Below are 17193 nucleotides of genomic sequence, written 5' to 3'. Positions count from 1 at the left end.
AGACGACGGTGTCGGTACCACCGAACGGGGAGTTGGCCGCGGCGCTGGCCGAGCTGCGCGAGCAGCAGGGCCTGATCGCCGCGGCGCTGCGCCGGTCCGCGGAGGTGACCACGGTGGTCACCTCGACGGACCGGGTGGTCGAGGCCACAGTGGACGGTCAGGGTCAGCTCGTCGAGGTGCGGTTCATCAGCAAGCGCTGGCGCAGCATGCCACCCGCCCAACTGTGCGCCAGGGTGGTCGAGGCGGTCACCAAGGCCCAGCGGGAGTCGGCCGTGACCACGCAGGGCATCTTCGCCGACGTGCTGCCCGGTGGTGTGGTGCCCAACGGGTTCGGATCGTCCACACCGGACGAGGTGAGCTCGGACATCGCCGCGATGTTCGACACCGCCATCACCGACGCCGAGCGGATGTGGACCAGGTGAGCGACCGGCTCAGCGTCGACCCGGAGGCCCTGCGCAACGGCGGGGTCAACCTGGACCGGGTGGCCGACATCGCCGTCGACATCTGCGACAAACACCTTGCCGCGGTGGACAAGGCGGCCGGCGCGGGCGGCACCGGCCAGATGGGCCAGCGGTTCGACACCGGGTACCGACCGACCGAGCAGCAGGCGACCGGGTTCCTGCGGTTGCTGCGACGCACGTTGACCCAGACGGGCTCGCGCACCATCAAGACCGCGGGCGTGTTCGCCGAGACATCCGACGACGCCGAAGCCGTCGTCCAGCCGGACTGAGCGAGGACGAACAACCGATGTCCATGATGGTCCCCGACGAGGTGCGCAAGCTCTTTCTCGTACTCACCGGGGAGGAGTGGCCGGACGCGGACGAGAGCAAGCTGCGCGAACTCGCGGACGCGTGGGACACCACCGCGCAGCGGCTCTCGGGCGAACTCCGGCCCGAACTGCTCAAAGCCGTGCAGACCATCATGGGCACCTTCTCGGGCAGCGCCGAACGCGCGTTCGCCCAACAGATGGCGCCGTTCGTGGAAGGTTCGGACAACTACCTCGACGCGGCGGCGGAACAGTTCCACGCCCTGGGCACGTTCCTGCGCGACCTGGCCGTGGACGTCGAGTACGTCAAGCTGGTCTCGATCCTGAGCCTGTTCGCGCTGGTCGCCGAGATCGCCTGGGCCATCGCGTCCTCGTACATGACCGCGGGCGCCAGCATCGCCTGGCTCGCCGCGCGGCTGGCGATCGTGCGCTACCTGCTGAAAACGTTGCTGGGCAGGCTGTTCATCCAGTTCGTCCAGGCGGAACTGATCGGCATCGCGTTCCAGGTCGTCATCGACGTGCTCACCCAGTCGATCCAATTCGCCATGGGCACCCGGCACACCTGGAACACCGACTACACCGTCAACGCCGTCGGCGTCGGCGCCCTCGGTGGCGTGCTCATGCTCCCGCTGGGCGGCGTGGGCGAGATGCTGGCGCACCTGGCCACGGCCGGTGTCGAGGGCGTCATGGCCAAGTTCGCGAAGTTCGCGCACCTGGCCCAGTCCTGGGCGCACACCATGCCCGAGGTCATCGTCGAGGTAGGTGTGGAGGGTTTCCACGAGGCTTTCACCGAGGCGCTGTACAACTACATCACCACCGGCCAGTTCCAGATGAACGTCTTCTCCGCCACCTCCGGTGCCATCTCCGGCATCGGCGGCGCCGCGGGCCGGGTAGCCGGACACGGCAACCACGCCGCGCTCGCCGGTGCCGCGATCATCGCCCACGGCGCGACGAGCAAGACACCCGAGAAGTCGCACCTGGAACAGCACCCGGAAACGCCGCCACCGCCGTACTCCCCCGCAACCCAGGCGGGACACCCGGCGAACGGCCAGACTGTTCCCGGCCAGACCCCGAGCACGCAGGCCGCGACCGCGATCCCGGCGGCCACCCACGGCCAGTCCAGGGCAGGCTCGGAGACCGGCTCATCGGCGGTGGCCGGGCAGACCACGGCCAACCAAGCCGGGGCACACCAGACAGCGCCGAACCAGGCAGCGGCGCACCAGACAGCAGGTCAGACCACGCCCGAGCGGACCACACCGGGTCAGCAGGCGCCCGAGCGGACCGCGCAGAACCAGCAGGCGCGGGGACAAGCGGCGCCAGACCGGACAACGCCGAGCCAGACCGCGCCTGCCCACACAGAGCCGGTCCAGGTCACGCCGAACCAGATGGCAAGCCAGACCACGCTCGACCGGACCACAGCAAGTCAGACCACGGCGAACCAGGCGACACCGAGCCGGACAACGGAAACCCAGACCGCGGAGACCAAGACAGCGGAGAACAGGACAGCCGAGAGCAAGGCAGCGACCGGACGGACGGCGGAGAGCCAGACGGCGGCGGACCGGTCGTCGAGCGGGCAGCGAACGGGCCAGTCGACCAGCCAGACCAGCGGTCAGACGACCGGGCGGGCGACCACCGAGACGACCACGGCCGGACAGTCGACCAGCAGGCAGGTGTCGTCGTCGGAACCGGCCGCGACCACCGCCGCCAAGGCGCAGACCCCGGCCACCACGGCGCCGGAGGTGGCCAAGGGCGTTCGGGGGCAGCGCGAGGTCGCGGCGACCGCGGGCCAGGAGGCCACCACCTCGACGACCCGCGCCACCCGTCCCACGGGCACCCCGGAAGCGAAGACCGTCCGGCCCGAGGCCGAGTCGGTGCCGAAGGAAGCCGGTACGCGGAAAGCGGCGGACCGGCCGCGCACGCAGGCTCCCGCGTCCCGCACCGAGTCCCCCCGGACAGCGGCTGTCGAGGCCGTCGCCGGGGACGCGACGGCACGCCGGGTCTCGCCCGAAACCACGACCCGGGCGAACGGCTCGACCACCCGGCCGGTGGAGATCGCGGCGCCGGTCGAGCGGCCGTTCACCGACTTCACCCACTGGCTGCACCGGGTCAACCCCGGCGACTCGCGGGTCAACTGCGTCAACGCGGCCGTGGCGTTCCACGAGAACTGGCAGGGGCGGCCCAGCACGGCGACCGGCGAGCAGGTGTCCGCCTCGGTGGCGACCGAACGCGTCGGCTACCCGGCGGGGTTCATCGGCGAGGGGCCTGCCGCCCTCGACTCGGTGGCGCGGCTCGTCCAGGCGGGTGGGCACGGGTCGGAGGCCCTGGTGTTCACCGTGATCCCGGAGACGGGTGTCGGGCACGTCTGGAACACGGTCAACCTGAACGGCGTCGTGTCGCATGTGGACGCTCAGACCGGGATCGTCGGCAGGCCGCCCGCGGCGGGCCCGGTCTGGGTGATCATGATCCACCCGGACGGAACCTTCGCCGAGGTGACCCCGACCGCGGGCGCCGAGCCCCGGGAACTCGCCGGTTCGTTCCGCGGCACCGACGACACCGACGGTCGGCTCAGCAGGCAGAGCACCGACTCGGACGACCCGTCAATCCACGACATCGTGGCGGAGGTCGCCTTCAGGGCCAACCAGGTGGTCACGGAAGCCAAGGCGGCGCTCCAGATCGCGCAGGCGCGGTACGCGGAGACGCAGAAGGCGGTCGCGGTGGCGTCGACCGCTGCCACCGCCGCGATGGACCGGGTGGCGAACGAGGACCTGACCGCGGGCCAGGTGGACGCGCGGATCGGGGGCAGGCGGAACGCGCTGGTGAACCTGCCCGCGCGCATCGGGGAACTGTTCGCCAGGCAGAAGGAGTCCTACGACAACTGGTACGAAGCGACCCGGACCGGCGTGGACGCCGAGGGCATCGCGGCCCTCGGGGTCCTGGCCCAAGACGACACGAACGCCTTGCACGCGGCGCTCGGGATCTTCGAGCAGGAGCGGGCGCGACTGGCGGAGGCCGGGCGGCCGCTGGACGTGGCGCACACCGCCACCGAAGCCCACAAGACCACGATCGAGCAGGCCATGGCCGCACGGGACGCGGTTGCCCGCGCCGAGGAGGTCGTCAAGGCCGCCGAACAAGCCAAGCAGAACGCGCAGCAGTTGCACGGCGAGCTGCTGACGCGCGACACATGGGGCTCGGAGTACACCGAGGAGCCCGAGCAACTGCGAGACACCTTGCGCCAAGTACGCCGGGTGGAGGACGCGTACCAGCGGGCGGCCGACGACGCGCTGGAGGCGGCGGCGATCGCGAACCGCGCGGCGGACATCGCCAGGCGAGCCGTGGACCAGGTCAAGAGCCAGGTGACCGCCGCGCTGGCCAGCGGCCTGCCCTTCGACAACCGGTTCGACGCGGTGCGGGTCACCACCGGGGCACTGCCCGGCCGAACCGCCGCGTGGTTCACCGATCCCGATGTGGCAGGCGCGGTCCGGGCCGCCGTGACCACCGCGATGCGCGACCACCTGCCCGCGATCGTCAACAGCGGTCACGTGGTCACCGTGCGGACCGATGGCGGCCCGGTGCGCGTGCTGCTGACCGGCCGCCCCATCGGGGTGGACGTCATGACCGGGGACACCAACCCGGTGCCGCGCAGGCCCGAGGTCGTCAAGGTCGTCAGCCACGACCAGCAGACCGCCAAGTCGGACACCTCGGCGACCGCCCGCACCGCGGGTCTCCCGGTCACCGGGGTGCTGCCGGTCCTGGGCGACACGCCCTTCGTGCGGGGCGGGGTCTCGGTGGGCGTGACCCGGCGGGAAGCCGATGTCGTGCAGTTCAGCACGACCAACCGACCCGGTGTGCGCACCGGCAACCGATCGGTGGTGCCCGAACGGATCGAGATGACCGCGCGTCGGCTCGACACGGCGGACGAGGCGACCGAGATCGTCCCGGTCGAACTGCGGGTGCCCCTGATCACCGCCGCACCGGACGACCTGGCCGGGCCGATCCCCAACGCCGCCCCGGTCGAACTGCAGGTGCCGCCGATCACCGCCGCACCGGACGACCTGGCCGAGCCGATCCCCAACGCCGTCCCGGAATCGGCCGAACCAGCGGGCCAGGACATCGCCGGGACGGCGCCCACCCGGATCACCTCGATCGTCGACCTGGCGGAGGAGCCGCCCATCGACATCACCACCACCGTGGCCAGGGCGAGCACTGAGGTCGACGAGGACAACTTCTTCTCGGCCCTGTTCGGCCCGCACGGACTCGACAACACCGACTCCACCACCGGGTCACCCATCGACTTGACGACGCCCCAGGTCCACGACCAGACCAAACCCGCCGATCTCGGCGACCGCAGATCAATCGTCAGCTCACTCGCCACCGACCGCCACTCGGTCGAGGACAGCTCCCCGGCGTTCATCCACGCGGACGTCCAGCAGGCGCTCGCAGGCCAAGCCGAGATCCGGATTCCGCACGAGCTCACCAGGGCGGTGGCCGCCGAGGTCGGCATCAAGCACTGGAACGACGTGGTGGCGCTGCTGCGCTCGTCGGATGTCCTGCGGCTGCCCAACAACGGCGAGATGACCCGGGAGATCGGCGGCGCGACGGTGCGGGTGGTCGCGGACCCGCTGACCACGTCCTTCGTCGGTGACTCCAACCGGACGATGGAACAGCGCACCGGTGCGACCGTCACCTCGGCCACGCTCAAGGGCAGCGACGCCCTGCTGGGCGCCGGGATCGGAGCGGGCCAGTCCGACAGCGCCACCAACCTGTCCGTCGGGGGGTTCGTCGACCTCGCCAGCCAGCAGACCAGCGGGATGAGCCGGGGTTTCGAAGCCGCTGTCGAACGCAACTCGAACCAGGTCATCCTGGACTACCAACTGGTCCGGCCGGTGACGGTCACCGTCACCACGTCGGCGGGGTCCACTTCGCACAGTGGAACCGTGACCGGCCTGGTCCCGCTGACGGTGCCCGCCGCGTCCCGGCACGGACTGCCGGTCCCCCCGCGCCTGCTCGCGGAGACCGGCATCGGCCCGCACCGGGGCGAGTACCGGATCGGCACCGACGAGATCATCGAGGTCCCCGGCGCGGCGGAGATCGCCGACCGGGTCGCCGAGGGCCTCGACCAGCACGGCAGCGCGGCCGTGCGCCGGGCGTTCGGCACCGAGGAGCTGACCAAGAAGCTCATCTTCGACGCCCTGCACGGCGGTCGCCAGGTGACCTGGACGGCGGGCAACCACCGGTACGTGCTGGACATCCGCGCCTCGATCACCCCATCCGAGTGGGTCACCGCGTCCGGCCAGACCCGGGCGACGGTCCAGGACCAGGTCACCTCGCTGTCCCAGCGCTCCGGCGCGACCGGCAGGCGCGTCGCCAGCCGGGTGACCATCGACCCGCGCTTCACCAGGGCGAACGGCAGCAAGTACCGGGGACCGCTGGTCTCCTTCAACGCGACCATGAGCAGTGCGGGCACGACCTCGGTCGGTGTGCGCGAACGCACCAGCCGGAACACCACCCAACAGGGCGAACACTACGAGTTCCCTGGCGAGCTGCGGCTGGACCTCACCCTCACCAAGGGCGTCCTGCCGAACCCGCTCCAGCGGGCCATCGGTCGGATGGTGTTCGGCCCCCGCGCGGAGCACCGGCTCATCCAACCGACCGCCGACGAGATCGCCGCCGCGTCCCGCCCACCCGCCGCAGGCACGGGCACGGGCACGAAGAGCAGGCTGGCGCGCACCGTCATCGTGCCGGACGCGGTGCGCGTGGCCTCGCCCGCGGACAAGTTGCGGGCGCCCGACCTGCGTCACGAACCGACCACGTTCACCACCGGCCTGCACCTCGGCAAGGCGCCCGAGGTGACCGGCGGCAAGGTGGACCCGGCCATGTTCGGCAAGTTCGCCACCGTCGAGCACGTGGACACCACCGACCGCAACATCGAGAAGGCACTGGGGATCGCGCTCGCCAAGCGGAGCACGGTGCGGTACCCGGACGGCCGGACCCAGCCCGTCCGGACGCCACCCGCCGGGTCGGGCTGGCACCCGACCCGTGGCCTGGGCCGGGCCACCCTGAGCGACGGCGGCGTCGCGACCTACAAGCTGCCGAGCCTGTCCGAGCCCGGCACGGTGAACACGGAGGTGTTGGCGCACTTCGTGTCCCAGGCGGGCAGCCGCGGCGCGGCCGTGCTCGGGCTCAACGGCGAGGTGATCAGCCCGCAACAGTTGATCCGGTCCGGCGCGATCACCACCATGCACGGTTCGCTCAGCGCCGAGGTCACCTACCTGAACCCGCGAGCGGTGCGGATCAGCCCGGAGGGCCTGCAGCACGACCGGGGCGACGGCGACACCCGGGTCACCACCGTGGTGGAGCGGGAGCGCGGCGCGGGGTTGGCCTTCACCGTCGGCGGGACCGCGCGCCCGCGCGACAACGGGTTGACCGGCCAGGCGCAGTTCACCCTCGGCGCGAACGCCCGGTTCGGGAAGGTCGAGGTCAACGAGCTGGCCCCGGGCTCCCGGCAGGTGCACCAGTACGACGGTGCGACGGTGGTGCTGGAGATGGACGTGCGCTACGCGTTCACCGGCAACCTCGGCATCCGGTCGATCCTCGGCACCAAGGACGCCGAGCAGGTCGAGGTCATCGCCGACGTCCCGAACGGGATCCGGGTGCGGATGCCCGCGCACGACGCGCTGCGAATCCTGAACCAGCACAAGGTGGACGTGGACCCGCAGGTCCAGCAGGCCGCCCAGCTCGTCAGGGTCAAGCGGTCAGCCGCGCCGAGTTCCCAGTCGCTCGTGCACACGGACTACCTCGTGCACGACACGGCGACGGTGTACGACTCCCGGCTGCACGGGTCGCTGGACGACGTGCGGCAGCGGCTCGTCGACCTCGGCATCGGGCACGAGTGGCGCGCGGAAGTGCTCGACAAGCTCAACCACATGTTCACCAGCCCGAACGCGCGGGCGAACCTCAAGGACGTGCTCACCGGCGGGGGCGTGCTCTCGGTGTCCAGGGACAGCCTGCTGTTCACCGACACCGTCGACATCCGGGTCACCCCGGTGCCGGTCGGCGAGGCACGCAGGCGGTTCCAGGCGGGCAAGGACTACTCGACGCTGCCCAACGCGCAGACCACGTACTCGTACGCCCTGACCACGAAAGCGACCCAGACCACCGAGGGGCACGGGTTCTCGGCGGGCCTGCAGGCCGACGGGGTGTACACCGACGAGCACAGCGGCGCCCGCCGTCACCCCGGCTCGGTGCTGGCCACCCTCGGCGCGGCCCTCGGGTACGGCAAACAGGTGACGGCCGTGGAGACCACCCCGGGCTCGCGGACCTACCGGCCCATGCGGATGACCACCTTCGACGAGGTCGAGGTCACCAACCACAACATCGCCTACGACCTGACCATCACCCGCAGGCGCATGGCCACGCCGCCGCTGCAGGCGATGACCCTGACCGCGACCCGGCGCCTCGACATCGTCACCGGTCGCGAACGCGGTCCGGTCCGGGTGCACGGTTCGGTCGACCTGGTCGCGTCGAACCAGCACGCCGCGCCGTTGCTGCGCAAGCCCGCGGCACCACCCACCTTCGAGGTGCGCGCCGACAACCCGCTGACCAACGACTCGACCCGGGTGGACGGGATCACCCAGACCCTGCTCGGCCCGGACCTCATGTGGAACGTCGAGGCCCTGGGTTCCAGTTCGGCCAAGGCCATCCGCGACGCCGCCTACGCCCAACTCGGCGCCACGCCGATGCCGGTGGGGCAGACACCCGAGGCCGCGGCGGTCGCCAGGGCGGCGGGGCGGACCTCGGCGTACACAAAGCAGGGTTCGATGGCCGAACTCGCCCTGCACCGGCTGACCGCGGGCGAATCACTGCGCCGCGGGCTGTTCCAGATGCTCACCGGCGACGACTACACCATCAACAACGTCGGCGGCCCCAAGGCCCTGCTGCGCGAGGACAGCTTCGACCTGCAGGTCAGCGCCCGCCTGGTGCCGGGCTCGCTCCGGTTGGTCGACCAGGGGGCGAACCCCGGTCACATCACGCACAGCGAGGAGATCGAGGACATCAGCCTGTCCGGCTCCACCCGGACAACCGCGGTGACCCGCGGCCTCGCGGGCGTGGCGCAGGCGACCGAGGCCTTCGACAGCGGGCAGACCCGACCCGGCGACGGCACCGCCGTCCCGGCGTTGGGCCGGGACGCCGCGATCACGCAGTCGAACACCACCGCCTTGGGCGAGTTCGGCGTGACCCTCGTCCGTCAGGGCGGGGAGTCCTACCTGTTCACCGCGGACGTGGACTACGTCGTGCGCAGTGAGGCCGGGAAGACCGCGCTACCAGGGGAATCCCGAACCAGCCACCACGCCGTCGCCCCGACCGCGGTCATGATCCACACCCACCAGGACGCCCGAATCCGGGTCTGGGAGGACGACGCCCTGCGCGCCGGGCTGATCACCATCGCCGACGTCTGGAAGCGCGCGGGCGTGCAACCACCCGCGGGCCTCGCCATCACCCCCACCCACGACGGCGTGATCCTGCACGAGGCGAACGCGACACCCGTCCACCCGCCCCGGCCGCTCACCCGATCGCTCGACGACGACACCCGAGGCCGAGTCCTGTACGTCGCCGACGGCGTGTCCCACGCGGACGTCCAGCGGTGGGTGGACCAACTGCTGGGCAACACGAGGGTCAGCCGGGTCGACTACTCGCCAACCCACACCGGCGTCGCGCTGCCCAGGGTGTCCACAGAGGACTTGGCGCCCCCCACCCCCATCGCCCCCACCCGAACCGACGCGTCACGCACCCATCAACTCCACACAGGACAAGAAAGCAATACCCCCCACCCACTCCCCGTCGCACCCCCGCGAACCGCGGCCTCGGGGTATGTCACCGGCGCGGCCGAACACCCCGCCGCCGTCCCCACGGGCGAACACCCGTTCACCGACTTCCGCCGCTGGCTGCACTTGATCAACCCCGGACACTCGACGGTCAACTGCGTCAACGCGGCCGTGACGGTCCACCTGGCCTGGCGGGACCTGCTGACCGTCCTGCCACCCGACGGCCCGGCGTCCCCCACGGTGGCAACCACACGCACCGGCCATCCGGCGACCTACGTCGGCTCAGGCCAACACGCCCTCGACGCGGTCGTGCAGCAAGTGCGGGACGGCGGCCACGGCTCCGACGCCTTCGTGTTCACCATCACCGAAGGCGGCACCGGCCACGCCTGGAACATCATCAACTTCCACGGCGAAGTGTCCCATGTGGACGGCCAGTCCGGCACCGTCGGCAACCCACCCACCCCGGGCGACATCTGGGCGATCCCGATCGCCCCGGACGGCTCCTCCCTCCCCCTGTCCCCACTCGACGACGTCACGGCACGCCCACTCGCGGGCACCTTCCACGGACCGTCCACTGTGGAACAACCCTCGGCCGCCCAAGCAGGCCAAAGCCGCAACACCACAACTCCCGCTGACACCGGGCAGCGGCGAACCCCACCCCAGGCGCCCCGCAGACAGGACGCCACCGACACGGCGCCATTCGAGCTGGCGCGCCTGGAACCAGCCGCCCAGGAGGCCTACCGGGACGCGAACCGCCTGGTCCGCAAACTCGCCGCGCAGACCGAGGCCGTGTTCGGCGACAACAACTCCGCAGTGACCCACGCCGAGGCGGCCAGGGCAGCCGCGTCGGCCACCTTCCTCGCACCCACCGCCGCGAGGAACCAGGTGACGCAAGAGGACCACACGGGCGAACAGGTGAGCGCGGCGCTGGCGGGCAGGTGGGAGCGGCTGAGACAACAAGAAGGCAACGTCTTCGTCTTGCTCGGTAGGCAGAAGATCACCCAAGAGGCGTTGCGCGACGCGGTCGCGGACGGGAACACGATCGAGATCTCCGATCTCAGGGCGGAACTGGCAGGCCACGAGAGCCGGTTGGCCGCGGAGCTCGCGATCATCAATCAGGAACGGGCGAAGCTGACCACGGCGCACCAGCGAATGGCGCCCGTCGCCGCCGCGGACGAGTTGTACCGGGCCGCGGTCAACGAAGCGCTGACCGCTGCCGACGCGGTCAAGAAGGCCAAGGCGGACTTCGAGGTGGCCTGGGATGCCCGGACCGCCGCGGTAACGGCGTACGACGAACTGAAGAAGGTCCTCGCCGCAGGCACGTACGCCGAGGGGCGCGAGCGGATCGACAACCTCCTGGCGACCATCACGGAGCAGTCCGATCGGATAACCCGCGCCGCCGAGTCCACGCGAAACCACCGGGACACCGCGGCGGAACGGGCGAGCGCCGCTCAGAGCGCCGCGCTCCGAGCCAGGAACACGCTGGATCTGGACCAGTCGAACGACCTGCCCTTCGACCGGCGCGTCGGTGTGCTGGGCGTCAAGAGCACGACGTTGGCGAACCGGGTCGCCGAGTGGTTCACCGATCCCGAGCAGGCGGACGGGGCGCGGCGAGCCGTGGTGGCCGCGACACTGGGCCACCTGCACGCCATCGTCAACACCGGCCACGTGGTCACCGTGCCCGGCCCCGCCGGGCCGGTGCGCGTCCTGCTGACGGGCCACCCCGCGAGCACGAGGAACGCGTTCGCGGACGGCCGGTACCCCGCGCACGCGCACCGACCCGAGGTCGTCGATGTCCACCGCGGCACGCGAACCTACGGGACCACCCGGGCGAGCGGCCTCATGGTTGGCCTCCCCGGCACCGAGGCGTTCCGGTCAGCGCGGGACACGGCGTCACGCGGCACCGTCAGCACCGGGTTCAGCACCAGCCGCACATCCGGTGACCGCACCGAGAACCGGCTGGTCCGGCCCGACCGGATCACGATCACCGCGACCCGGCTCGACGAGGCGGGTGCGGTCGCCGAAGTCAGCGACGTCACTGAAGTCAGCACAGCCACTGAAGTCAGCACAGTCACTGAGGTCAGCGAGGTCGTTGACGTCGAACTGCGCAGGCCCCTGCTCACCGCGGCCCCCGAGCAGCCCACGTCCGCCGCGCGCTCGGCGGACGACCCGGACCCGACCAGGCCGGAAGACCACCGAGACGGCCTCGCCGGGGAAGTCGGTCGGGTCCGGGTCCCGCACGAGGTGACCAGGGCCGTGGTGAACCAGGTCGGCCACCAGCACTGGGACGAGGTGGTCGCGCTGCTGTCCTCGACCGACGTCCTCCGCCTGGGCGACAACCAGGCGATCACCCGGACCATCGGCGGCCGGTCGGTGCGGGTGACGGCGGGCGAGCTCAAGGTGTCCTGGGTCGGCACCTCGCACCGGTTGGTCGAGGCGCGCGACGGCGCGACCGCCACCACGACCTCGGCGGCGGACCGGAACGTCACCCCGAACGTCGGGATGGCGACCGACCGGACGTTGCACCAGTTCGGCGGCATGACCCGCGGGCTGGAAACCGCGCTCGAACGCAACTCCGGCCAGGCCGTCATGACCTACCGGATGGACCGGTCGGTGGCCGTGACCGTCGATGGAGCCCAGTCGACCAGCCGGGGGCAGGCCGGCCCGCACACCGGAACCGTGACCGGGATGGTCACCCTGGCCAAGCCCGCCGCGGTCAGGTACCGACTCCCGGTGCCCGAGACCGCGCCGCTGAACCCCGGGGACGAACCGCGGACCACCGGGACGGGCCGCGAGTACCTGATCGGCACCGACGACATCGTCGACGTCCCCGGTCTGCGCGCGATCGTGCGGTCCCTCAGCGAGGGCATCGACGAGGGCGGGCGGGCAGCGATCCGCTCGGTGTTCGCCACCGCCGAGTCGGCCAAGAAGGTCATCCTCGACGCCATGCACGGCGGTCACCAGATCACCTGGATGACGGGCGACCGCTGGCACTCGCTGGACGTCAACGCCGCGATGTCCCCGCCCACGCGGACCACCCCCTCCAGCCAGACCAGGGCGACCGTGCAAGACCAGGTGACCGCCACGTCCCGGCGCTTCGAGGCGGCAGGCATGCGCGTCGGCTCCGACTCCGGCGCGATCAGGGGAAGCTCCACCACGACCTCGGTGGGCACACACCAGCGGGACAGCAGGCACAGCACCTACGAGGGCCTGTTCCTCGAGTTCCCCGGCAACCTGGTGCTGCACACGGTGCACAACGACAGCGGCCAACCGAACGGGTCGGCACCCGCGCAGCGCACCACCACCGTGCCGAACGCGGTCGTCGTGTCCACGGCCGCGGACAAGTTCACCTGGGCCACCCGGCCGCTCCCCGAGTCCGCGTTGTCCCCCGGCCTCTACGTGGCCGACCCGCCCCCACACGCCTTGGGCACCAAGGAAGTCACGCCCGCGCTGCTCGGCCAGTTCGCGGCCGTCGCGCACGTCCGGCTCACCAACGACGTCAAGAACGCCCTGCAGCTCGCGGTCGCCAAGAAGGTCACGGCGATGAGCGGCGACGGCACAGCCAAGGTCGTGCGAACGTCACCCCCGTCGTCGACCCCGTGGCCGTCCTGGGGGCGCCTGCACATCCCCGAGGGTGATCGGGGCGGGTCCGCGACCCCGCGCACACTGCACGCCAAGCTGTCGCAACTGTCCATGCCGGGCACCCCGGAAGCGTCCGCGCTGCGGAGCCTCGTGTCCCAGGCCGGTGCGCGCGGCTCCGCCGTGCTCGCGCTCAGCGGCGAGGTGACCGCCCCGCACCTGATCCGGCCGGGCTCGGCCAACACCGGGCGGGGTTCGATCGCGGTCAAGACGACCTTGCACAACCCGCGGTTGGTCGCGGTGCGCACGGACGGTCGCCTGGTGCACCGGCGGGACGGCGAGCAACCGGTGAGTTCCACCAGGTCGCGCCAGAACACGGCGGGTCCCGGCAGGACCGAGGTCAACGACCTCGCGCCGGGCTCCCGGCAGGTGCACCAGTACCACGGCTCGACGGTGTGGCTGGCGCTGGACACCCGGATGACAACCACGGGCAACCTCGATATCCCGACCAACCCGGGCCACCGCCCAACCGCGCCGCTCACGGTGACCGTCGATGTCCCGAACGGGCTCGTCGTCGAGGTGCCCGTGCACGACGCGGTGCGGATCTTCACCGAGCTCGGCCTACCCGTGCCGGAAGAAGTCGCGAGCGCCCACCGCTGGGTCCCACCGCTCCAGTCCGGGCAAACGAGCTCCCAGGCGCTGCTGCACGTCGGTCACGTCATCTACGAGTACGGCTCTCGCCCAAGTGACACCGGCGGATACGCGGCGCACGGCCCGACAACGGTGTACAGCTCCGCGCTGAACGAACCGCTGGACCGGAAGGTGATCGCGGAACTGATCGCGCTCGGCGTCGACGACCCCCACTGGCGGACAGAGGTCGTCACCAGCCTCAATCAGTTGCTCACCGGCCCCGGGGCACAGGTGAACCTCAAGTCCGTGCTGGCGAGCGGGGGCGTGGTCTCGGTACCGCACCACCAGGCGTCGCACACTGACATCGTCGACATCCGGATCAGCGTGGCGCCGCCGAACGCCACCGCCCCGAGGAGACTGGACTCCCGCGATCCGCGCGCCCCCCAGCGACCACACACGCAGACAACCTCTACTTACGCGCTGACCACGACGGCCGCCCAGCAGACCGAGGGCAGCCACACCAGGGGCGAACTGGGCTCGCACACCCGCAAGCCCGTGGTGATGACCACGTTCGACGGCGGCTTGGAGGTCACCAGCCACCCCGTCACCTTCCTGGTGCAGATGAGCGTTGTCCGGTCACCCGAGCCGGGGGCGACCCAGCAGTACCAGACCATCGCCGGGGCAGGCCGTGTCCCGGTCAGGGTGAAAGCCACGGTGGCTCTGGTCGCGCCGAACACGCACACGTCACCCCTGTTGCCCGGCCCCACCCAGGACCCCCGCTTCGACGTGCTCACCCACAACCCGCTCACCATCGACCAGGCCTGGGCGGGCGCACACGACCAGGTCGTGCTCGATCCATCGGCCGCCTGGAACGTCGAGGCGCTGGGCTCCAGCTCGGCCGACGCCATCCGCCACGCGGTCCTCGCCCAGTTCGGCAGCGCACCGCTGGCGGCGGGGCAGCGCGGGCTGGGCACGAGCCAGGTCGCCACAGCGGCGAGGTCGACCTCGGCGAGCACGACGCCGGGATCGATCTCCGAACTCGCCCTGCACCGGCTGACGTCGGGTGAGTCACTGCTCAACGGGATGCGGCAGATGCTCACCGACCGGTCCTACGCCGCCAACGGGATCTCCGTGCGCCGGGCACCGGGTCAGGAAGACACCCTCGACCTGCGGGTGAGCGCCCGGTTGGTGCCGGGCTCGCTGCGCCTGCTGCCGCAGGGGGTCCGCGCGGGCGACATCACGCACAGCCAGGAGATCGAGAACGTCGACCGCGCGGGCGACACCGCGCTCACCCGGTCGGACACCGCCGAACTCGACGAAGCGGGCGTGACCCTCGTGCGGCAGGGCGGCCGCTCCTACCTGTTCCTGGCCGACGCGACTTTCTACGCCGAGACCGGGGGCGGGATGCCGTCCGCGCCGGGGCAGCCCCGGACCGCGCACAACCTCACCCCGCCGACCACGGTCGTGGTGCACACCCACCAAGACGTCCACATCCGCGTGTGGGAGGACGACGCCCTCCGGATGGGCATGATCACCCTCGTCCACGCCTGGCGGCGCGCGGGCGTGCGGACTCCTGGAAATATGAACTTCGTGTCCACCGGTGACGGCATCGTCGTGCGGCGGAGCGGGGATCGACACGAGCGCGCGCCTGTTCTGCCGCCGCAACACGAGACCAATCCCGACAAGCGGGGCCGCGTACTGCACGTCGCCCCGGGCGTGAACCTCGAAGAGGTCCAGGCGTGGGCGAACACCCTGCCGCAGGACCTCGCGCCTGCCAAGGTCACCTACCTGATAACCAGCCTCGCCGAGTCCAGCCGCCCCGCCCGCGAGAACGCCAACCCCGTCAGCGACGACGAGTTCTTCCAGCTCGACGGCTACGACAACCAAATCCGCCGGGCGGACCTGCCGGAGGGGGTCGACCCAGACTTCCTGCCCCGCTACCACTCACCCACCGACGCCAGCGGACCAAGCGGACTCGGCAACGGACTCATCGAAACCACCCGGGTCGAAGCCCCGCCGATCAACACCACAACCCAGGAAGCATCACCACCTCCGTACACGGGCGAACCGGACCAGACAACGACCCCACCCGACTACACCGAACTCACCCCTGCCCCCGCGGCCACCCAGCCGCAGCCCCGACGACGCGGCCTCTTCTGGCGTGATTTCGTCAGGGGAGCCGGTGGACCTCGGCGGTCCGCCGCGCCAGGAGAGCGGCCGGACACCGGGAACCCGGGTAGCGCGTCGACACCGCTGCGCCGGGTCGGCGGGACCTGGGCCGAGGCGGTCACCGTCGAGCAGGTGGCCGGGGTGAAGCGGTCCCTGGACGAGGCCGACGCGGACCCGCAGTCGCCGGTCTCGAACGTCCTCGTGCCGGGGAGCACGGCGGCCGCGGCGGCGCTGCGCGCGGTCGTACCGGACGGTGCTCGGTTCGTGGACCCGGCGGGCTGGGCGCACCTGGTCAACGGTGATCGGACCGAGGTCGGCAGTGGTGTCAACTGTGTCGACGCGGTGGTGGCGTTCCACCGGACCTACAACGGTGAGCCCACCGTGGCGGGTCGGTGGTCGGCGGACGCGCCGCCGAGGGACGCGGGGGCCTGGGTGGCGGCGAGGCTGGGGCACCACCCGGAGTTCGTCGGGACGGGTGCCCCGGGGCTGGGCGAGGTGATCGGCCGGGTGGCGGCCGCTGGTCCGGGCGCGGCCGCCCTGGTGTTCGGGCACCGCAGGCCGGGGCGTGGTGGGCTCTTGGCCGGACACGCGTGGAACGTGGTCAACCACAACGGCCGGGTCCTGCTCGTCGACCCGCAGGCGGGCACGATCGCGGATGCCAACGCGACCGCGATCCCGGATCTCGGCGCGGTGCACGCGATCCCGTTGACCGCTGGCGGCGAGTACATCCACGCCGCGAGCGGCCCCTCGGGCCTACCCAGCGGGATCGCGCGGGACCACCGGTCGAAGGCTGACCCGGTCCAGCACTGGACGCAGGTTGACGAGGAGCTCGCGGACCACCGGCGGACCGCGGCCGAACTGGGCGGGTCGACTCCGCGCACGGTCCGGGACCGGCTGGCTGCGTTGGGTGCGCACCGGCAGCAGATCTTCGTCGAGCAGGTGCGGGCGGCGGCCGCGCGGGGCGGCGTGATCACGCTGCCCGACGGCGCTGGCAGGCTCGTGCCGTACCGGGGCGGCTGGGTGCTGCTCCCGACGACCCCGGTTGACGCGGGGTACGTCGCGCACCTGGCGTCCACCGTGGTCATCGGGAACATCACCGCGGCGGTGGTCGGTGCCGACCCGGACGACCGGCGGCACTTCAGGTTCCCGCCGCGCGGCCGCCCGCTGCCGGTGGACGACCCCGGTGATCTCGGTGTCGAACCGGAGCTGACGGCGGGGCGGCGGTAG

At 71.5% G+C, this 17193-nt stretch carries 3 protein-coding genes; all 3 read left to right on the top strand.

All coding sequences use genetic code 11. The features are described from left to right. Nucleotides 1-8 precede the first annotated feature (8 nt). The 3 genes from H504_RS38475 to H504_RS0106680 are packed head-to-tail and all read left to right on the top strand — an operon-like array spanning nucleotide 9 to nucleotide 17193. Nucleotides 9-422, top strand: coding sequence for a YbaB/EbfC family nucleoid-associated protein (locus tag H504_RS38475; RefSeq protein WP_051385568.1), 414 nt, complete (start codon nucleotides 9-11; stop codon nucleotides 420-422). Further along, entirely contained in the window at nucleotides 419-730 is a 312-nt protein-coding gene (locus tag H504_RS0106685; protein ID WP_026422139.1) for a hypothetical protein, read from the top strand. The genes H504_RS38475 and H504_RS0106685 overlap by 4 nt, the downstream gene beginning before the upstream one ends. Nucleotides 731-747: 17 nt before the next feature. Then, a complete protein-coding gene (locus H504_RS0106680) occupies nucleotides 748-17193 on the top strand; it encodes a toxin glutamine deamidase domain-containing protein (protein WP_026422138.1) in 16446 nt (5481 codons plus the stop codon).

The organism is Actinokineospora inagensis DSM 44258 (assembly GCF_000482865.1).
Taxonomy (GTDB): Bacteria; Actinomycetota; Actinomycetes; order Mycobacteriales; family Pseudonocardiaceae; genus Actinokineospora; species Actinokineospora inagensis.
Note: the sequence above shows the minus strand (reverse complement) of the source record. Positions and strands in the feature narration are given on the sequence as shown.

What these genes read in the sequence shown, in the direction of transcription:
- H504_RS0106680 (WP_026422138.1), top strand. Translation starts at nt 748, where the DNA reads ATGTCCATGATGGTCCCCGACGAGGTGCGCAAGCTCTTTCTCGTACTC.